We start from the raw sequence: 19,880 nt of genomic DNA, 5'->3' as shown, positions 1-19,880 counted from the left end.
CCTCTCCCTGTTCTGTTTCAACGCACGCGGCAGGCACCCCACCGCGCACACTGTCAAAACTTGAATGGGGGCAAGGAGTCGAACGCTTTTTTCAGTGCCTCGCCCCATCCGCTGGATATCTGCGCAAAATATGGATCATCTGCCTCGATCCGTTTGGAGGCGCCAAGCCGCAGCATATCATTGTCGATGACCTGCAGATCCAGCGGCAGGCCAACCGAGAGGTTCGCCTTGATCGTGGAATCGAACGACACCATGAGCAGCTTCACGGCTTCTTCCACACCCATCGCCGGGTCATAGGCGCGCACCAGAATCGGGCGGCCATACTTGGTCTCCCCAATCTGGAAGAAGGGCGTGTCATTGCTCGCCTCAATGAAATTGCCTTCCGGATAGATCAGAAAAAGCCGCGGCTCGACCCCCTTGATCTGGCCCCCGAGGATCATGGTCGAGTTGAAGGTCGAATCAGCCTTCTGCCCTGTGGCCGCGTTGGACTGGATCACCTCGCGCAAGGTCTCCCCTACCAGCCGCGCAATCTGGAACATGGTCGGCAGTTCGAGAATGGAGGGGCGCCGCTCCGCGGGCGCCTTGGTGCGCTCCTCCAGAATGCTGACCACTGCCTGGGTGGTCGCAAGGTTGCCGGCCGTCATCAGCACCAGCGCCCGCTCGCCGGGCTTGGACCAAGTATACAGCTTGCGGAACTTGGAAACATTGTCGACGCCCGCATTGGTCCGGGTGTCCGACATGAAGACCAGTCCGCGATCAAGCTTCATTCCGACACAATACGTCATGGGTGAGCCGCTTTCAGCGCCTTCTTATTGTTGTTGTACCTGGATCAGGACATTCATCGATTCGGTGGCCTCACCGAAGCGCATACCTGAAACAGGAGCGGTCTCGGCATAGTCAAGACCTGTCGCCACGCGAACATAGCGGTCATCCGGCGAGATGGCGTTGGAAACATCAAAGCCGACCCATCCAAGCCCCTCGACATGGACCTCCGCCCAGGCATGGCCCGCCTCCTGCTCCACGCGGTCATTCATCATCAGATAGCCGCCCGCATAGCGTGCCGGATAGCCCAGCAGGCGCGCCGCAGAAATGAAGATGTGCGCATGATCCTGGCACACGCCATGGCCAGCCTCGACCGCCTCCTCGGCCTTCGTATCCGGGTCCGTGCGGCCGGTTTCATAGCGCACCGCGCCGCGCACGATCTCGGCCAGCGCATGCAGGCGGGGAACGTCGCCGCCGCTGGCATCGGGAACAGCCTTGGCGAGCCGGCGGATGTGCGGCCCGGGCCGGGTCAGCGGCGTCGCCCGCCGGAACAGCCAGAGCGGGGCAAAACCGGTATGCGGCCCGACCACCCCGGCCGTATCCCGCACTTCGACTTCCCCTTCACAGGTGATTGTCAGTTCCGAATGCCCCGCCTCCATGCTGACGAGATGCACACGGTTTGCATGCTGATCATCAAACTCCGCCTCGACCTTTCCGCCTTCAATGACGGTCTTCCAGCTCAACACCTGCTGGTTCGGGCGCGGCTTGGGTGTCATGCGAAGCTGCAGCAGGCCGTAGCCGACCGGATTGTCGTAGACCGAGCGCGTCTTGTGCAGGATCCTGAGAAGCATTTTCCCGTCCTCAATTGTAGAAGCGGAAGTCCTGCTCGACCTGATGGGCGAGCGCGTTATTGTTCTGGATGAAGGCCAGCAGAAACTCATGCAGGCCGCTATCCATGATGCGTTCGATACTGCGATCCTCAAGATCATCCCGCATCGACAGCGCCATGTCGAGGCTCGGCGCGCGGGTATTGTAGTCAGCACACAGATGTCCAAGGTTTCCGGCGATCTTGCGCAGACAATACAGCAGCGAGCGCGGCATCCGCCGGTCAAGGATCAGGAAGTCGGCAATCGTGCTGGCACGCGCCTCGCCGCCATACAGCCAGCGGAATGCCCGCTCAGCCGAGGCCGAGCGCAGGATCGTCTCCCACTGCACATTGTCCAGCGTGGACCCCACCAGCGTCACCGATGGCAGCAGCACATAATACTTCACGTCCAGAATACGCGCAATGTTGTCCGCCCGCTCCACAAAGGTGCCAACCCGCGCAAAGTTATAGATATCATTGCGCAGCATGGTGCCAACCGTTGCGCCGCGCACCAGGGAACTCTGCTTGCGGATGATCCCCAGAACTTCGGGAAGTTCCGTTTCCTTGATGGGGCGCCCCAGGACATCCTTGAGCACGATCCAGGATTCGTTGACCGCCTCCCACACTTCCCGCGTCAGCGCCGTGCGCACCAAGCGGGCATTGTTGCGCGCCGCCTCAGTCACGGAAATGACCGAAGACGGATTGCCCGGATCCCGCAGCAGGAAATTGACGACGCTCTGGCCATCGAATTTTCCGCCCGCAGCCAGGAAATCATGGCGGGCGGAGGCGGTATCAATGATCGAGGCCCATTCGTCCTCGGCATGGTCAGAACGGGTGAGCGCCATGCGGAAGCCGGCATCGACGAGGCGCGCGGTATTCTCACTCCGCTCCAGATAACGGAACATCCAGAAGAGGCCGCCTGCGGTTTTCCCAAGCATCGCCTATTCCTCCAGAACCCAGGTGTCTTTCGTGCCGCCGCCCTGGCTGGAGTTCACGACGAGGGAGCCTTTCTTCAGCGCCACGCGCGTCAGCCCCCCCGGGGTGATCTCGATGCCATCGGGCGATACGAGCACGAAAGGCCGCAAGTCCACATGGCGCGGCGCAAGGCCCGCCCGCGTCAGGATCGGCACGGTGGAAAGCGCCAGAGTGGGCTGGGCGATATAGGCGGACGGGCGCGCCTGCAGCTTGGCGCGGAAGGTTTCGATTTCCTTCTTCGAGGCGGCCGGCCCCACCAGCATTCCGTACCCGCCCGATCCATGAACCTCCTTCACAACGAGTTCGTGCAGATGCTCAAGCACATAGGCCAGGGATGAGGGCTCAGAGCAGCGCCAGGTCGGCACATTCTTCAGGATCGGCTTCTCGCCTGTATAGAACTGAACAATGTCGGGCATGTAGGAATAGATCGCCTTGTCGTCGGCAATTCCGGTGCCCGGCGCATTGGCGATGGTGATACCGCCGGCGCGGTAGACATCGAGAATCCCCGGCACGCCCAGCATTGAGTCGGGCCGAAAGTTCAGGGGATCGAGATAATCATCATCCACCCGGCGATAGAGCACATCGATAGGCGTGTAGCCGAGCGTCGTGCGCATCGCGATCCGCCCATCGACCACGCGCAGGTCATGCCCCTCCACCAGTTCGGCGCCCATCTGGTCAGCCAGGAAGGCGTGTTCGTAATAGGCCGAGTTGTGGATACCGGGCGTCAGCACCGCCACCACGGGGCGGCCCGTGCAGGCCGCCGGCGCGCAGGCCGCCAGCGATCGGCGCAGGGATTTGGGATAGTCGCTGACGGGACGCACACGGATTTTGGTGAACAGCTCCGGAAACATGTGGAGCATCGTTTCCCGGTTCTCCAGCATGTAGGAGACACCGGACGGCGTGCGGGCATTATCCTCCAGAACGAAAAACTCGTTCTCGCTGGTGCGCACCAAGTCAACGCCGACAATATGGGTGTAAACTTTGGCCGGGGGCACCACGCCGATCATCTTCGGCAGGAAGGCGTCATTGTTCTGGATCAGCTCCACCGGAATACGCCCGGCGCGCAGAATTTCCTGGCGGTGATAGATGTCGTGCAGGAAGGCGTTGATCGCGCGCACCCGCTGCTCGATGCCTTTGGTCAGCCGCGCCCATTCCTTGCCAGAAATGATCCGGGGTACGACGTCGAACGGGATCAGCCGCTCGTCCGCATCGGCGGCGCCATAGACGTTGAAGGTAATGCCGGTCCGGCGGAAGAACGTCTCCGCCTCGCGCGCCTTCCGGCGGAGCCGCTCGGGAGGTTCGTCCGCAAACCAATCGCAATAACGTGCATAGGGAGCGCGGGGGTTTTCACCGCTGCCGTCCATCTCGTTGAAAAACCGTGGAGTTTCAGCCATCAGCGTATCCTTACGCCGTATTTTGCAGCACTCAACGCCCTTCTCTTAGGCGCTCACTTGAGGCCAAACCCGCCCACCAATCGTGCAAACAGGCGCTTTTACTGCACAAAAGGAGAGCATCACCCCTGCGGCGCGAGCGGCACGAGAGGCCAGAAAATCGGGATCACGATCGCGGCAACCGCCACAAAGATCAGATTCAGAGGCAAGCCGAACCTGACAAAATCCATGAACGCATACCCCCCCGCCCGGTAAACCAGCGTATTCGTCTGGTATCCGATGGGTGTGGCAAAACTGGCGCTGGCCGCAAACATGACCGCCACGACGAAGGGGCGCGGGTCGACGCCCAAGCCGTGGGCAAGCCCAATCGCCAGCGGCGTGATCAGGATCGCCGCCGCATTGTTGCTCATGATCTCCGTGACCATGGAGGTGAAGGCGTAGACGATGATCAACAGGATAAGGGGCCCTGCCCCTCCCGCGACCTGTGAGAGCAGACCGACCACCACAGCCGCCGCCCCGGTTTTGTCCATCGCCGTGCCGAGCGCCAGCATGCCGAAGATCAGCATCAGGATATCCCACTGGATCGACCGGTAGGCTTCCTGATGATCAAGGCAGCCGAAGGCCACCACAGCCGTGGCAGCAATCAGGGCTAGGCCCGCAATCGGCATCAGCTCAATGGCAGCAAGGCCCATCACCATCAGCACGGCGGCAATCGCCACCGGCGCCTTGTCGCGCCGGATGGCCCGGTCGGAGCTTTCGGTGAGGTTGTTGAGCAGGCCTTCGTCAAACATCTCCCGCATGCCGCGCGGCGGACCCTCCAGCAGAACGGTGTCGCCCACTTCAAAGCGCAGCTCGTTGATCTGGGAGGCCATGTTCTCGCCACGCCGGTGAATGGCGAGCACGTACACGCCGTAGAGGCGCGCGAGGCCAAGGCCAGCCAGGCGCCGCCCGATGAGGCGCGAATGGGGGCCGATCACGCCTTCCATGATCACCGTTTCGGTGGTCTGCACCGGCTCGAAGGAAGCCTGTTTGCCGCCCTGGGTACCAATCGCGATACTGCCCGCCTCCTTGAGGGTGAGCATTTCCGAAACCGGCGAGCGCAGTACGATCCGGTCGCCCGCCTGCAGCACGATTTTCTTCAGATCCGCCCGCAGCGACACGCCCTCCCGGAACACGTCGATCACGGTGAACCCCTTCTCCGCCGTGAACCCGGTCTCGGCGATTGTCTTGCCGATCAGATCAGAATTCAGCGGGATCAGGATCTGCGCGATGAAGCGGCGTTCCTTCTGATCGGGCAGCATCGCCGCCAGCGTCTCGCGCTTGGGCAGCAGGAAGGGGCCGAGCACAGAAGTATAAGTGACCCCCACGGCCGCAAAGATCATCCCGGCCAGCGTAATCTCGAACATCCCGAAGGGCGCCATGCCCTGGTTCTGGGAAACGCCATCGACCAGAATATTGGTCGAGGTGCCGATCAGCGTCGTGGTGCCCCCGAAGATGGCCGCGAAGGACAGCGGCATCAGCAATTTTGATGGCGCAATATTGATCGCCTTGGCGAGCCGAATGGCGACAGGGATCAGGATGATCACAACGGGCGTGTTGTTGATGAAGGCCGAGAGAAAGATGACAGCCGCCATCATCACCACGACGGCGATGGCGGGGGAGCCTCCATTCGCCAGCCTGACGACGGCGCGCCCCACATAGTCGATGACCCCGGTTCGCTCGAGCGCCGCCGACAGGATGAACATCGCCGCCACCGTGATCGGCGCCGAATTGGAAAATACAGAAATCGTCTCGTTGACGGAGAGGATGCCGGTCAGCATCAGCGCGCCCATCGCGATCAGGGCGACCACATCGGCTGGTATCTTCTCCCGGATAAAACCGAAAAATACAAAGACAACAAGGACCAGAACAAAACTGATCTGGAAGACCGAACTCTCGAGGAGCGGAGCGAGCATGCGGTGTCCTGAAACTGTTGCGATTAGTCCCTAGAAAGCCGGAACGGACCGAAAGCGCAATGTAAAACCCGTCCGGTAAACCGAACGGGTGAGGAAATACGGGGCATTGATTCAATTCGCCTTCCGGGCGCGCGCGGCCCAAAGCTCACAACAGCCCTCATATGGGACGAAACGCGCCGAAGAGCCTCCGTCGATCAGATGGACCCGCCCAAGGGCGCCGTTTCTGAAGCGATCCAGGGAAACGGGCTGGAGCGGGTAGACGGAATCGAACCGACATACACAGCTTGGAAGTTCTCTTTGCCTTATTTTAAAAGAATTTCTAATGCAAAATCAGCGTAAAAACTCAATGAACAGAAGGCGAGTAAACGCGCATAAAACTTTTGGCAATCCGAATCGCCCCCCCTAAAGGTGGACGACCATCAACCTTTGGGGAGCAAAATGGGCAAAGAGCAAATCCAAGCGGAATACTTAGAAGCGTTCAATGCGAACCGCATGATTTCGAAATATTGGATTTCGATCGTTCGGGTAGCAGGCCTTTTATGCTTCATTGGGAGCTTAATCGGTATGATCGCAAGTCTGGGTGCTGGGTTTGGACCGGAACCAGGAACCGGTGCACAACTTATCACGTTCGCAGGATCTGTTGTCTCCCTTTTTCAAGCTGCAGTGTTCTTCCTACTCGCGGAAATCGCGACCGTTGCAATGGACAACTCGCGCATCCTTCGGCGGATCGCCGCAGGCGTCATAAGACCAGCAAGTTGAATTGGAGCGTAGCGGGCGTCTTCGCGGGTACGATGGCAACAGAATCCGCGTCGGCATAAACGCGCGCTTTTTCACATCTTACCCCGCCGTACAGCCGATCAAGTCGAAAGTAAGCCCGTGCAATGATCAAAGTTACAACTCTGGTTTGCGACAAACCGAACAGAAAACCTGACTAGGGTCCGGACCCCAATCTATTGCGTTAATACAGATCAGGCGATTGGAGCGGGTAGACGGAATCGAACCGACATACACAGCTTGGAAGGCTGGTGCATTACCATTATGCTATACCCGCCCGCTACCGAGCGCTTGGTAATATGAGCGATTGCGCCGCCAAACAAGCTCAGCCTGCACATTTTTCACCGCTTCTTTCGCCCCCCGCGCGTGGCACGTGTTTGCTTGCGAGAAATGGCAGACGGGCCAAGTGAGGGGCGGTTGTTCGCAAAAGTCCCTTGATCTGCCGCAGAAGCGTAATCGATGGCCAAAACCGGCCCCATTCCGGCAAGCGGCCGGCGGCGCGGGGGTGGTGGAGGGAGCTGGATTCGAACCAGCGTACGCTAGGCGGTCAGATTTACAGTCTGATGGATTTAACCACTCTCCCATCCCTCCACGGGCCCCCGCGACATACGCCATTTGACGCCGCCGCGCAGTCGCTTCACAAGGGCGGTTTCCCGCCCCGGCTCTACGCTGGAAGCGGCCTTATAAGGACGAACATCATGCGGCGCAACCACCCAAAACGGCGTCAGAACACAGATGTGGCAACTCGCCCCGACCGCCCGGAAACTCAACGGTTTTCCCGCCGCGAGGAAGAAGGCGGCCCCGTCTGGCTGTGGGGCACCCATGCCGTGATGGCGGCCCTGGCCAACCCCGCCCGCCGTTTCCACACACTGCTGGCCACCGAAAACGCCGCCCAGAAACTTCCGGCAGGACGGCTCTCCCCGCAGATCGTCACCGCCAAGGAAATTGATCAGCGCCTGCCCCCCGGCGCCGTGCATCAGGGCATCGCCCTGCGGGCAGACCCGCTGGAAGAGGCCGTGCTGGAGGATGTGATCGCGGCGGGCGCCACGCGCATTGCCGTGCTCGACCAAGTTTCAGACCCGCACAATCTCGGCGCCATCTTCCGCTCGGCCGCCGCTTTCGGCTTCACCGGCCTTGTCCTGCAGACCCGCAACGCCCCGCCGGTCACCGGGATTGTTGCCAAAAGCGCTGCCGGGGCGATTGAAACGGTCACGGAAATCCGCGCGGTGAACATCGCCCGCGCGCTGGAAGAACTCGGCGAGGCCGGTTTCCACACGGTTGGGCTTGCCGGCGAAAGCGCCCGCCCGCTCGATCAGGCGGTCAAGGGCGCGGCAAAGGTTGCCATCGTCCTGGGCGCCGAGGGGCCCGGCCTGCGCCCGGCCGTGGCCAAGGCCTGCGCTGAGCTTGCCCGCATCCCGATTGCGGCGGAAATGGAAAGCCTCAACGTGTCCAATGCTGCCGCAATTGCCTTCTATGAGGCGAGCCGGGGCAGTTTCCCTGCCCTCTGACTCTGTTACACTGCTCCGCAACGCGATCGGGGAGACGCTGGCATGATGCGCTTGATTTCCATTCTTCTGGTTATTGCCGGGCTGGCGGCTGCCGGTCTCGGAGGCGCAGCCCTGATGGAGCGTTACTTCCCGAAGGATGCTCCCCCGGCGATCACCGCGGCCCCGCAGGATATCACCCTCGCTGAGGCGCCCGCCCCAGCGCCCCCGCCGCCGCCCGTCCAGGACGAGACGCCCCCGGCAGCTTCTCCGGCAGAACCGGAAGCCAGCATCGAATCGGCGCCGGTCACGGATGAGGACTTCAATTTCCAGCCGATGGTCGAGGAAGCCCCGGCGGACGCGGCCCCCATGGCACGCGCGATGCGGGCTGAGCCCTCGGCAGGCGAAGAAGCCGCCGCTCCCGCGCCGCCCGAAGCGGTGGACATCGACGATCCCAACGTCACCGCCGCCGTCTCCGAATCCTTCATCGACACGCTGAAGACCGTTCCCGTCGCGCATGAGACGCCCGCCTCAGCCGAATACAAGCGCGCCTTCGATGTCACCTTCGCCATCGACGCGACCGGCGGCGACAGCGCCGTGGACGCCCTGCCGGGCCGCGGCGTGATCGAGGAAGGCACCGCGCTCGTGTCAGACCGTGTGGAAGTCCGCCTCTCCGGCGCCGCCTTCACCATCGTGCCGGCGTCGCCGCCCGTTCAGTCTCTTTCTCCGCTGACGGAGAATACCTGGCGCTGGTCGGTCACCGCGCTCAGCGCCGGCGACCATGATCTTACCTTCGAGATATTCGCGGTGGACGCAAATGAAGTCGTGCCCCTGCGCACCTATCGCGACACGGTGACGGTGAAGGTCTCCGGCCTCAACCGCGCCATCGCCTTCGCAGACCAGGCCAACCCGCTCTTCGTCCTGCTGGGCGGCCTCGGCTCCATCCTCGCCGGCGTGCTGGGTGTGGCGCGGTTTGTGTTGAAGAAGTAGGAACTGCCTACTTCAGCTCGATCCAGAGCTGCTCGGTCTGGGCCAGAAGCTCGCCGTCTGCGGTGAACAGCGCGCTCGCCGCGCCGTGCTTGCGGCCATCATCATAGAGGTGCCAGGCCGCCACGATCAGCGGCGCGCCTGCCTCTGGCCGCCGGCCCACCTGCCCCTTGATCCGCCCAAGGACCATTGGGCGCTCGCGAAAGCCAACCGCAAAGGCGCCGGGGCAATCAAGCGCCGCCCACAGCACTTCCTCGCGCACAAGGCCTGCCTCGTCTGCATAGTCGCCTCCCGGCGTCCACACATCCGTCACGCCGTCAAATCCATGCGGCTTGCCGGTAAAGATGCAGAGCCCGTCCTGCGTCCGCGCTGGTCCGCACACGAAGCATCCGGGGAAGGCATGGTCCTCCACCGGCGGAAAATGCGCCCGCCCCTGCGCGGCCAGTTCGAATGAGGGCGCCGCCGGCGCCGGGCCCAAGGCCTCCACCGCCCGCGCTGTCACCACCACCGCGTCGCCATGTCGGCATTCACAGCCCTCGCCGGCCGACACAAGCTCCAGCGCCGTCTCCAGCGGCGGGGGCGCGCGCAGAGACACTTCCACTGCCCCGCTCACTCCAGCCTGGCGCATATGCGCCGCGATCAGCCCGGCCACATAGCCGCCATTGCCGGTGCGTGGAGGCCCGTTGAAACGGGCCGGAATGTAAATCTGTGCCATCAGTAGGATTTCGGCAGGCCCAGCACGCGCTCGGAGATGAAGTTCAGGATCATCTCGCGGCTGACCGGCGCAATTCGCGCCAGCATCGCCTCCCGCATCATCCGTTCGACATGATATTCCTTGGCATAGCCCATGCCGCCATGGGTCAGAACGGCGGTTTCACAGGCGGTAAAGCCAGCCTCCGTACCCAGATATTTTGCCGCATTCGCTTCTGCGCCGCAGTCCTGCCCCGCATCATAAAGCGCCGCGGCCTTGTAAGCGAGCAGTTCAGCGGCTGAAAGCTCCGCCCACGACTTGGCGAGGGGGTGGGCAATGCCCTGGTTCTGGCCGATCGGACGGCCGAACACGACCCGCTCATTGGCATAGCGCGTTGCCCGCTCCAGCGCCGCAAAGCCAAGGCCAACGGACTCAACGGCAAACAGCACGCGCTCCGGGTTGAGGCCCTGCAGCAGGTATTTAAACCCGTCGCCTTCCTCCCCGATCAGGTGTTCCTTGGGCACTTCCAGCCCGTCGATGAACAGCGCGTTGCACTCCACCGCCTTGCGGCCCATCTTCGGGATCGGCTTGGCGTCGATCTTACCGCGATCCAGATCGGTATAGAACAGCGAGAGCCCCATATAGGGCTTCGCGCACTGGTCCTTCGGCGTGGTGCGCGCGATGATCAGGATCTTGTCCGCACGCTGAGCACCCGTCGTCCATATCTTCCGGCCATTGATCACATAGCCCTTGTTGGTCCGCTCGGCCTTGGTCTCCAGGCTGGACGTGTCGAGGCCGGAGTTCGGCTCGGTCACGGCAAAGCACATCTTTTCTTCGCCGGAAATGATCTTGGGCAGGTTCTCGCGCTTGAGTTCCGGGTTGCCGAACTTCTCCAGCGGTTTGGGCCCGAAGATGTTGAGGTGGATGGCCGAGGCGCCCGAAAAGCCTGCGCCCGTGCGCGTCACGGTCTGCATCATCAGCGCCGCTTCGGTCAGCCCCAGGCCCGCCCCGCCATATTCTTCGGGAAACGCAATGCCGAGCCAGCCGCCCTTAGCCATCGCATCGCAGAAAGCTTCCGGCCATTCGCCCGTCTCGTCGGTCTTGGCCCAATAAGCGTCGTCAAACGGCTCCAGCGTCTTGGCCACCGCGTCGCGGATGGCGGCCTGATCTTCGGTCATCGGCTGGATCACATGCATGGCGTAAGCTCCCTTTGGCGCCGAGACTTAAGGCGCGCGGGCAGGCGCGTCCAGCGTCAGGCCGTCGCGGAATAGGCCCGGCGCGGGGTGAACGTAGCGGCAAGCGCGCCCGCGTCCTGCCCGAGGATCTGATCGGCAATGATCTGCGCAGTCACCGGCGCCAGCAGGATGCCATTCCGGTAATGCCCTGCCGCCACATACAGGCCAGGCGCCGCAGTCTCCCCGATGAAGGGCGCATGATCGGGCGTTCCGGGGCGCACCCCGGCCCAGCGTTCGGTCACCGGCGCCTCCGCCAGCGCCGGGCAGAGTTTCACGCCCTCGGCCCGCAGCGCCTCGATCACCGCGTCTTCCGGCGCATCAATCACCCGGCCGGTCTCCATCGTCGCCCCGATCACCACCTGCCCCCCACGCGGCACCAGATACACATGCCCCGCGCGCACCACCCGCCGGGGCGCGCCATCTCCGGCCGCCACCGACAGCATCTGCCCGCCATGGCAATCTATATCGTCCAGCGCCGTGTCCCAGTTCACCAGGCTGTAGAGCGCGCCCTGCTCCTCCACCTTGATGACAGACGTTTCCCATCCCGCCGCCGCGACCACGGCGTCATGCCCCTCCAGCACAATGCGCCCGGCGCGGGATCCGAGCGGTGCGGGCCCGTCCACAAAGGTCACGCGCGGATTGGCCATAAGGGCCGCCAGCAACGCGGTCACCGTTCGGCGATTATCAACGCGAGTATCGGTTTCAAGCTCCAGCCCGCCCAGAACCTCACGGGAAAGGGCGGGTTCCAGCCTGCGAACGTCCTCTCCACTGAGTGCCCTGTGCGCCACGCCGCGCGCGGCGAGCACCTGCCCGATCGCCCTCAGATGCGCCGCCTCGCCCGCCTCCATCGCCACGGCCAGCGCCGGCGCCGGCTCAAAACCGGACGGCAGGCCCGAGGCACGCTCAATCTCCGCCGCAAAGGCCGGCCACAGCGCTGCGCTCTCAAGGCACAGGTCGAACAGACGGGGGTGAACGCCCGCTTCGGCGGCCGCCTCGAAGGCTGGGGCAATCATGCCGGCGGCAGCCCAGCTTGCGCCGCGCCCCCGGGCCCGCGTGTCAAAAAGGGTAACCCGTGTGCCACGGCGAAACGCCAGCTCGAACGCAAGGCTGAGGCCGATGATGCCCGCGCCAATGATGGCGACCCGTGGCTGAGAGGAAGAATTGCGTAAACCGGCCCTGATCATGGGCGCCTTTTAGGCGCGCCGTGTCAGCACGGAAAGTGGGCGATCTGAAGCCCGGTCTCGCTCATCCAGAAATTACAGAAGGCTTCGGCCACTTCATGGCTCTGGAAAATGAGCTGTTTCAGGCGCTCGCCCGCCGGTCCAAAGCCCGTGCGCACCATCAGTTCCAGCGACGTGGCGTCCCACTGGCCCATCGCATCCTGCTTTTCCACGAACGCATCGATCAGAGCCGCGAGGCGCAGATCCTCGTCCGAAGACGCTACATCGAAATCGACGATGACATCCGTCATTCCACCACCCGTCTATTCGTTACCAACTTGTTAACAGATTGTACCCGAGGCTTGAAGTGTTTTCGCAACTGCAAAAACTCTGCCATCGCTTTGTTGGTTCCCTGTAATCCCGGCAATCGTGGGATTCATGGCAGTCTGAGCAATATTTGGGCAAAACGTCGCGACATCACAGAGTTGCGATTCATTCTCAAACATGGTTTGGTCCCGCCAGCTCTTAAGGAACCTGACACATGAAACGTATTCTCGCCGTTGCCGGTCTGGCGCTCGCCCTTGCGGCTTGCGGCAATCCGGATGCGCCAAGCGCGCCGGAAGCGCCCGCCGCCGTCGAAGAGACCGCCGCCCCGGCGGCCGGCCTCAACGGCACGATCAATGTCTATTCCGCGCGTCACTATGATTCTGACAAGGCGATGTATGCCGCCTTCGAGGCCGAGACCGGCATCCGCGTGAATGTCCGCGAATCCGGCGCGCCCGAACTTCTGGAAACGATGAAGGCCGAGGGCTCGCGTTCCCCCGCTGACGTCATCATCGCGTCGGACGCCGGCGCGCTCTACCGCTTCCAGGAAGCCGGCTTCACGCAGGGCGTCACCTCCGAAAAGCTCTCTGCCGCGATCCCGGCGCAGCTGCGCGAAAAGGACGGCCACTGGTTCGGCCTCACCAAACGCTACCGCATTCTCGTCTATGATCCCCAGGTCGTTTCGGCCGATGAGGTTGCCACCTATGCCGATCTCGCCGATCCGCGCCTGAAAGGCGAAGTCTGCGTGCGCTCGTCCACCAATATCTACAACCTCTCCCTGATGGGCGAGCTTATCGGCCGCAACGGCCCGGAAGCGGCTGAAGACTGGGCAAAAGGCGTCGTCGCCAACTTCGCCCGCAAGCCGCAAGGGGGCGACACCGCCCAGATCGAAGCAGTCGCTGCCGGGGAGTGCGCCGTTGCCCTCGTCAACCATTACTACTGGGTGCGCCTGGCCACCGGCACGCCGGAAGAAAGGCTGAAAACGGCCAAGACCCAGCTTTCCTTCCCCGATCAAAACGGCAATGGCACCCATGTGAACGTCGTTGCTGCCGCGGTTGCCGCCAACGCGCCGTCCCCGGAGCTTGCCATCCAGTTCATCGAATACCTTGCCACCCCCAGGGGCCAGGAGCTGCTGACCACGGAGAACAAGGACTTCCCCATTGTTGCCGGCGCTGCAATTCCGGCCGGCCTCGAACAGGTAACCGGCTTCAAGGAAAGCGACTTCCCCCTCACGGAGCTGGGCACGCATCAGGCAGAGGCGCAGGCGATCTTTGATCGCGCGGGCTGGAACTGACCCAGGCCACCGCCATTCCGATCTCAAGACAGGTGCCGGCGCTCGTCGCCGGCATCGTCATTGCGGTGCCTGTGATCATGGTGCTGCTGGCCGGCCTGTTTGACGGTGGCGGCCCCACCTGGACGCATATCCGCGAGACGCTGCTGCTGCGCTATCTTGGCGGTACGATCAGCGTGCTCGCCCTCACCGGCGCGCTCTGCCTGCTGTTTGCCGTGCCGGCCGCCTGGCTGGTCACCATGTTCCGCTTTCCGGGCCGCGCCGTGTTCGAATGGCTGCTGATCCTGCCGCTGGCTGCGCCCGGCTACGTGCTCGCCTATGCCTGGGCAGACCTTGCCGGAGTGGGCGGCCCGCTCCAGTCTGCCCTGCGCGACGCTACCGGCTGGTCGGCGCGCGACTATTGGTTTCCAGACATCAGCTCCCTGCCGGGTCTCGCTTTCGTCCTGGCCTGCACCCTCTATCCCTACGTGTATCTCACCGCGCGCTCGGCCTTCGTGTCCCAGTCGGTCTGCGCCCTTGAGGCGGCCCGCAGCCTCGGCGCCAGCCCCGGCCGCAGCTTCTGGGCGGTTGCCCTGCCCGCTGCCCGCCCGGCCATCGCCGCCGGGCTCGCCCTCGCCCTGATGGAGGCGGCGGCCGATTATGGCGCTGCCGAGTTCCTGGGCGTTCCCACCCTCACCTTCGGCATCGTCCGCGCCTGGAAAAGCTTTGGCGAGCCCGCTGCCGCTGCCCGGCTGGCCTTCGTTCTCATCGGCGTGATCGCCGTCCTCATTCTCACCGAGCGTTGGGGACGGGGCCGTGCGGGCAGCCAGCACTCTTCCATCCGCTGGCGGCACGTCTCGCGCACGCAATTGACCGGCCTGCCCGCCATTGGGGCCAGCCTGTCCTGTTTTGTCCTGTTTCTGATCGCGTTTGGCCTGCCGGTGGGCCGCCTTGTCTGGAGAAGTATCGAGACGGGCACCCGCGCAGCGCCCATCTGGGACGCCCTCGTAAACTCAGTGATGCTGGCCGGCGCTGGCGCCCTCTTTGCCTTTGTCCTCGCCCTGATGATCGTGCTGGCGGCCCGCGCCAAAGGCTCGGCGGCGCTTTTTGCCCGCGCCAGCGCTGTCTCCGGCTACTCCATCCCCGGCGCTGTTCTTGCGCTCGGGGCCCTTGCAATCATTGCGCTTTTCCCGGTCACCCTCTCTGGCGGCGTGGCCCTTCTTGCGCTCACCTGGGTCTACGCCTCCCGCTTCACCGCTGCCGGAACCGAACCGATGGCTGCCGCCCTTGCCCGCGCGCCCGCCTCTCTTTCCAACGCCGCGCGCAGCCTCGGCGCCAGCCCCTCCCGCCAGGCCTTCGAGGTTGACCTTCCCATCGCCCTTTCCGGCGCGGCCGTGGCCGCCCTCATCCTTTTCGTTGAAGCCTTGAAAGAACTGCCGGCCACCCTGATGTTGCGGCCCTTCAACTGGGATACCCTGTCCGTGCGCGCCTATGCCTATGCCAGCGATGAACGCCTTGCCGCCGCTGCGCTGCCGGCCTTGCTGATTACGGCGGCGGGTCTTGTGCCGGTGATCCTTCTGTCCTGGCAGCTTTCCCGCTCCCGCCCCGGTGAAGATCAGTGAGCGCGCCCCTCTCCGCTCATGGGGTGACCCGCCGCTATGGCGACCGCGCGGTTGTTGATGGCGTCAGCCTCAGCCTGCCCCCTGGCCAGATCACCGCGCTGCTCGGCGGCTCCGGCGCTGGCAAGTCGACCCTGCTGCGCCTGCTGTCGGGTCTTGAAGGCGTAGATGAGGGCGAAATCCGCCTGGGCGAGGAGATTCTCTCCGCGCCCGGCCGCACGGTGCCCGCCGAAAGACGCCGCATTGGACTGATTTTTCAGGATTTTGCCCTCTTTCCGCACCTCACTGCCGCCCGCAATGTCGCCTTCGGCCTGAAGCATCTGCCCAAGGCTGAGGCCGCCGGCCGTGCGCAGGCCTGGCTTGCCCGCCTCGGCCTTGAGCCGCGCGCCAATGCCTATCCGCATGAGCTTTCCGGCGGCGAGCAGCAGCGCGTCGCCATCGCCCGCGCTCTGGCGCCGGAGCCTGCCGCCATTCTGATGGACGAGCCGTTCTCGGGCCTCGACCCCAGCCTGCGCGACAGCGTGCGCGACGCCGCCCTCGACGCCATTCGCGCCGCCGGCATCCCTGCCCTGCTGGTCACGCATGATCCCGCCGAAGCCCTGGAGCATGCAGACCGCATCGCGATCATGAGCCAGGGCAAGCTGTTGCAGGAAGGCCTGGCCAGCGAGATCTACACCCGCCCGGTCAGCGCCGCCGTGGCGGGCGCCCTCGGCCCCCTGAACCGTTTTCCGGCCAGCGCCGCGCCGGCCGGCCTTCTCAACGGGCAGGATCCCGGCGCGCTGATCCTGGTGCGGCCGGAGGGCGTCTGCATCGACCCGGCCTCGCCGATCCGCGCCACTATCCTCTCTGCCCGCATGACCGGGCCGCTGACGCGCCTGACGCTGGACCTGCAGGGCCTGAAACTGACCGCGCTTGTTCCCCCGATGTCCGGAATTGTCCAGGGAATGGAAACCGGGGTCCGCCTCGATCCGGCCCTGACGTTCACTTTCGCGTCAGGCAAAGTCTGACAAATCAGTTAGACCGCAAGGGGCACCTCGCCATACGCGCGGCAAAGTCCTAATCTAACATGGTCATTGCAATGACCACAGGAGCCGCGTCGTGGCACACAAAGTCATCCGGATCGCAACCGCAGTCGCCGCAACGGCGATCATGGCCTTCAGCGCGTCAGCCCAGAGCCTGATCCGCGATGCCGAGATCGAGGAAACCATCCGCGAATGGACCGACCCGATCCTGGAAGTGTCCGGCCTCGTTCCCGAAGATGTCGGCATCTACATCATCAACGACCCGTCGCTGAACGCCTTCGTCGCCAACGGCCAGCGCATTCACATCCATACCGGCCTGATGATCGCGGCGGAAACGCCCGGCCAGATCAAGGGCGTCATCGCCCACGAAACCTGCCATATCGCCTGCGGCCATACTGTCTCGCGCTCGCGTGCGGCGGGCGTTGCCATGCGCCCGGCCCTCCTGTCGATCGGCCTTGGCCTGCTCGCCATTGCGGCGGGCGAAGGCGGCGCAGGCGCGGCCCTGATCGGCAGCTCGCAGCAGTTCGCCGCCATCAACTTCTTCACGCATACCCGCCCCGAAGAAGCGTCTGCGGATGCCCACGCCGTCAAATACCTTGCCACGCTGGGGCAATCCCCCGCCGGTATCGTCGAATTCTTCGAGAACTTCCGCTATCAGGAAGTAATGTCGGAAGCGCGCCGCTATCCCTATTTCCGCGCCCACCCGCTGGCGTCCGACCGTATCCGCACAACCCGCGCCCTGGCTGAGGCCACCGGCCTGATGGACGTTCCGCCCACAGACCGGGAATTGCAGCAATACCAGATGCTCCGGGCCAAGCTGGTCGGCTTCCTCGACTCTCCGGTGAAAGTGCGGCGCGACTATCCGGCCACCGACACCAGCAAGCCTGCCCGTTATGCCAGAGCGATCTCTGCTTACCGTGCTGCCGATATTCAGTCCGCCATGCGCGATATCGACTCTCTCCTCACCGAGGAGCCCGAGAATCCCTACTTCCACGAACTCAAGGGCCAGATCCTGTTTGAGAGCGGACGGGTTGCCGAGTCGGTCGAGCCGCACAAACGCTCCCTGGAGCTGAAGCCCGGCCAACCCCTGCTGCTGATCAACTATGCCCGCTCCCTCAATGCGCGGGATGATGAGGGCGACGTGCAACTGGCCGAAGTGGCGCTGCGCGATGCGCTCATTGCCGAGCCGGACAACGCCTTCGCCTGGGCCCAGCTGGCAATCACGATGGAAAAGCAGGGCCGCCGCCCCGAAGCGCAGCTGGCCACTGCCGAATCCGCCTATTGGGTGGGCGATATCGTGCGGGCCAACAGCTTTGCCCACCGCGCCGTGGACCAGCTTGAACGCGGTACGCCCAATTATCGCCGGGCCGACGACATTCTCCTGATCACAGACCCGAACAATCCGGAGAACCGGGAATTCTATCAGCGCCAGAACCGCGGCCAGCGCCTGTCCATCGAGACCAGCAACCGCGACATGCCGTTTGGCGATTTCTCGCGTCAGCGCCCCTGAGTCCGCAGTTGATAAACCCTCTGTGAGGACGGGTGGACGCGCCCGGCGGCGTGCCTATAGTCCGGCCAGCTAAATCAGGGATTCCCGAAATGAACCGTACGCTTCGTCTTTCTCCTTTCCTCGCCCTCGGCTTTGCGGGCCTCGCGCTGCTGCCAGCCTGCGCGCAGGGCGGCGGCACGACCGACAAAGCGGAAGTGGAAAAGATCGTGGAAGAGTACATTCTCGCCAATCCCGAAATCATCGAGAAAGCGCTGATCGCCCTTACCGAGAAGGACCGGCAAGCCCAGGCCAGCGCGGCCAAGGCAGCCATTTCGGATAATGCCAGCGCCCTCTACAATGACAGCGCGGACTATTTCGTCGGCGACGCGGACGCGCCCGTCACCGTGGTTGAGTTCTTCGACTACCGGTGCGGCTACTGCAAACGCTCCGCCGAATGGACGGCCAACCTCCCGAAGACCTATGACGGCAATGTCCGCGTCGTGTTCAAGGAATATCCGATCTTCGGCGGCATCAGCGAAACCGCTGCCCTGGCCGCGCTCGCCTCCGGCCGGCAGGGAAAATACATCGATATGCACCTTGCCCTGATGGCGCTCAAATCCAATGACGATCTGACGGAAAAGAAGATCGATGAATTGGCCATGCAGCTGGGCATCGATGTGCAGCGGATGCGCGCCGACATGAAATCGGACGGCGTGAAGAAACAGCTCGCAGACATGCAGGCCCTCGGGCGCAAACTGAATGTGAATGGCACGCCGGGCTATTTCATTGGCGATCAGGCCATTGAAGGCGCCAATCTGCCCAAGATCGACGAAGTGATCCGCGCTGAAATCGCGGGCTGATCAGACCGTCATATTCCGGTCTGCCAGCAGCGCGTCGAAATAGGCGATGGTCTTTGACAGGCCATCGCGCAATTCGATGGACGGCTCCCATTTCAGAAGATCGCGGGCCTTGGTGATATCGGGCTGGCGCTGCTTCGGATCATCCTGTGGCAGCGGGCGGAAAACGAGTTTCGATTTCGAGCCCGTCAGGTCGATCACATTCTCCGCCAGCTGACGGATGGTGAATTCGTTCGGATTGCCGATATTGATGGGCCCGGTCAGGTTGTCCGGCGTCTCCATCAGGCCGATGAGACCGCGCACCAGATCATCCACATAACAGAAACTGCGGGTCTGCGAGCCATCGCCATAAAGGGTGATGTCTTCCCCCTTCAGCGCCTGGACAATGAAGTTGGAGACAACCCGCCCGTCATTGGGATGCATGCGCGGACCATAGGTGTTGAAGATGCGGGCCACCTTGATCCGCAGCGCGTGCTGGCGGTGATAATCGAAGAACAGCGTCTCGGCGCAGCGCTTGCCTTCATCATAGCAGGAGCGCGGACCGATCGGGTTCACATTGCCCCAGTATTCTTCCGGCTGCGGATGGATGGCGGGATCACCATATACTTCCGATGTGGAGGCCTGCAGGATCTTGGCCTTCACCCGCTTGGCCAGCCCGAGCATGTTGATGGCGCCGTGAACGCTGGTCTTGGTGGTCTGCACGGGATCAAACTGGTAATGCACCGGGCTTGCCGGGCAGGCCATGTTGTAGATCTCATCGACCTCGACATAGAGCGGGAAACACACGTCATGCCGCATCAGCTCGAAACGCGGATGGCCGATCAGATGGGACACATTCATCCGGGTTCCGGTGAAGAAATTGTCCACGCAGAGCACGGTGGCGCCCGCCTCCAGCAGCCGCTCGCAGAGGAACGACCCGATAAAGCCGGCCCCGCCCGTAATCAGAACGCGCTTCTCAAGATGCATGGTCTTCAAATCCTGAACTCGAACAAAAATGCTGCTCCGCAGGGTCTACCGGAT

Annotated in this window: 18 protein-coding genes and 2 tRNA genes; 8 read left to right on the top strand and 12 right to left on the bottom strand. The window is 63.3% G+C overall.

Going from position 1 to position 19,880, the window contains the following annotated elements:
- Positions 1–53: 53 nt before the first annotated feature.
- From ACQKI2_RS15845 to ACQKI2_RS15825, 5 genes are all read right to left on the bottom strand, one after another.
- A complete protein-coding gene (locus tag ACQKI2_RS15845; protein ID WP_427380604.1) occupies positions 54–785 on the bottom strand; it encodes a peptidase in 732 nt (243 codons plus the stop codon).
- A gap of 24 nt (positions 786–809) precedes the next feature.
- On the bottom strand, positions 810–1,613 hold the full coding sequence (locus ACQKI2_RS15840) for a transglutaminase family protein (RefSeq protein WP_427380603.1): 804 nt from the start codon (positions 1,611–1,613) through the stop codon (positions 810–812).
- Positions 1,614–1,623: 10 nt separating this feature from the next.
- Entirely contained in the window at positions 1,624–2,565 is a 942-nt protein-coding gene (locus ACQKI2_RS15835) for an alpha-E domain-containing protein (RefSeq protein ID WP_427380602.1), read from the bottom strand.
- 3 nt (positions 2,566–2,568) lie between these two features.
- Positions 2,569–3,996 carry a circularly permuted type 2 ATP-grasp protein gene (locus ACQKI2_RS15830; RefSeq protein WP_427380601.1) on the bottom strand — a complete coding sequence of 476 codons (1,428 nt, stop codon included), beginning with the start codon at positions 3,994–3,996 and terminating at the stop codon, positions 2,569–2,571.
- 119 nt (positions 3,997–4,115) lie between these two features.
- Positions 4,116–5,948, bottom strand: a complete 1,833-nt coding sequence (locus tag ACQKI2_RS15825) for an SLC13 family permease (protein WP_427380600.1) — start codon at positions 5,946–5,948, stop codon at positions 4,116–4,118.
- Between the two features lie 438 nt (positions 5,949–6,386).
- Between ACQKI2_RS15825 and ACQKI2_RS15820 the strand changes: the two genes are divergently transcribed.
- Positions 6,387–6,707, top strand: a complete 321-nt coding sequence (locus ACQKI2_RS15820; protein WP_427380598.1) for a hypothetical protein — start codon at positions 6,387–6,389, stop codon at positions 6,705–6,707.
- Between the two features lie 218 nt (positions 6,708–6,925).
- Here the strand turns inward: ACQKI2_RS15820 and ACQKI2_RS15815 are convergent.
- Positions 6,926–6,999: transfer RNA gene (locus tag ACQKI2_RS15815), tRNA-Gly, on the bottom strand.
- Between the two features lie 229 nt (positions 7,000–7,228).
- A tRNA-Tyr gene (locus ACQKI2_RS15810) sits at positions 7,229–7,313 on the bottom strand.
- Between the two features lie 146 nt (positions 7,314–7,459).
- Here ACQKI2_RS15810 and ACQKI2_RS15805 point away from each other — a divergent pair.
- Together ACQKI2_RS15805 and ACQKI2_RS15800 are read left to right on the top strand one after the other, a co-directional pair.
- Positions 7,460–8,230 (top strand): TrmH family RNA methyltransferase, encoded by a 771-nt coding sequence (locus ACQKI2_RS15805; protein WP_427380597.1) that lies wholly within the window; start codon positions 7,460–7,462, stop codon positions 8,228–8,230.
- A gap of 42 nt (positions 8,231–8,272) precedes the next feature.
- Positions 8,273–9,196 (top strand): hypothetical protein, encoded by a 924-nt coding sequence (locus ACQKI2_RS15800; RefSeq protein ID WP_427380596.1) that lies wholly within the window; start codon positions 8,273–8,275, stop codon positions 9,194–9,196.
- A gap of 7 nt (positions 9,197–9,203) precedes the next feature.
- Here the strand turns inward: ACQKI2_RS15800 and ACQKI2_RS15795 are convergent, their stop codons facing one another.
- From ACQKI2_RS15795 to ACQKI2_RS15780, 4 genes are read right to left on the bottom strand one after another with little or no spacing between them, the layout of a single operon-like run.
- Positions 9,204–9,908 (bottom strand): hypothetical protein, encoded by a 705-nt coding sequence (locus tag ACQKI2_RS15795; RefSeq protein WP_427380594.1) that lies wholly within the window; start codon positions 9,906–9,908, stop codon positions 9,204–9,206.
- Positions 9,908–11,080: an acyl-CoA dehydrogenase family protein gene (locus ACQKI2_RS15790; protein WP_427380593.1), complete on the bottom strand. Its 1,173-nt coding sequence runs from the start codon at positions 11,078–11,080 to the stop codon at positions 9,908–9,910. Before ACQKI2_RS15790 ends, ACQKI2_RS15795 begins: the two co-directional genes overlap by 1 nt.
- A gap of 56 nt (positions 11,081–11,136) precedes the next feature.
- Positions 11,137–12,303: an FAD-dependent oxidoreductase gene (locus ACQKI2_RS15785; RefSeq protein ID WP_427380592.1), complete on the bottom strand. Its 1,167-nt coding sequence runs from the start codon at positions 12,301–12,303 to the stop codon at positions 11,137–11,139.
- 23 nt (positions 12,304–12,326) lie between these two features.
- Positions 12,327–12,590 carry a hypothetical protein gene (locus tag ACQKI2_RS15780; RefSeq protein ID WP_427380591.1) on the bottom strand — a complete coding sequence of 88 codons (264 nt, stop codon included), beginning with the start codon at positions 12,588–12,590 and terminating at the stop codon, positions 12,327–12,329.
- A gap of 230 nt (positions 12,591–12,820) precedes the next feature.
- Here ACQKI2_RS15780 and ACQKI2_RS15775 point away from each other — a divergent pair, with 230 nt between their 5' ends.
- From ACQKI2_RS15775 to ACQKI2_RS15755, 5 genes are all read left to right on the top strand, one after another.
- Positions 12,821–13,897 (top strand): extracellular solute-binding protein, encoded by a 1,077-nt coding sequence (locus ACQKI2_RS15775; RefSeq protein ID WP_427380590.1) that lies wholly within the window; start codon positions 12,821–12,823, stop codon positions 13,895–13,897.
- A 32-nt stretch (positions 13,898–13,929) separates the two neighbouring features.
- Positions 13,930–15,495 carry an ABC transporter permease gene (locus ACQKI2_RS15770; RefSeq protein WP_427380589.1) on the top strand — a complete coding sequence of 522 codons (1,566 nt, stop codon included), beginning with the start codon at positions 13,930–13,932 and terminating at the stop codon, positions 15,493–15,495.
- The gene (locus tag ACQKI2_RS15765) at positions 15,492–16,499 is read left to right on the top strand and encodes an ABC transporter ATP-binding protein (protein ID WP_427380588.1); all 1,008 of its coding nucleotides are present in this window, start codon (positions 15,492–15,494) and stop codon (positions 16,497–16,499) included. Before ACQKI2_RS15770 ends, ACQKI2_RS15765 begins: the two co-directional genes overlap by 4 nt.
- Before the next feature lie 91 nt (positions 16,500–16,590).
- A complete protein-coding gene (locus ACQKI2_RS15760) occupies positions 16,591–18,024 on the top strand; it encodes a M48 family metalloprotease (RefSeq protein ID WP_427380587.1) in 1,434 nt (477 codons plus the stop codon).
- Between the two features lie 89 nt (positions 18,025–18,113).
- Positions 18,114–18,863, top strand: coding sequence for a DsbA family protein (locus tag ACQKI2_RS15755; RefSeq protein WP_427380586.1), 750 nt, complete (start codon positions 18,114–18,116; stop codon positions 18,861–18,863).
- On the opposite strand, the gene ACQKI2_RS15750 is transcribed toward ACQKI2_RS15755, so the two are convergent.
- Positions 18,864–19,826, bottom strand: a complete 963-nt coding sequence (locus tag ACQKI2_RS15750; protein WP_427380585.1) for a UDP-glucuronic acid decarboxylase family protein — start codon at positions 19,824–19,826, stop codon at positions 18,864–18,866.
- Between the last annotated feature and the right edge of the window lie 54 nt (positions 19,827–19,880).

The organism is Hyphomonas sp. NPDC076881, assembly GCF_050269995.1.
Classification (GTDB): domain Bacteria; phylum Pseudomonadota; class Alphaproteobacteria; order Caulobacterales; family Hyphomonadaceae; genus Hyphomonas.
The sequence above is the reverse complement of the archived record's forward strand: the minus strand, read 5'-3'. Positions and strand labels throughout refer to the sequence as shown.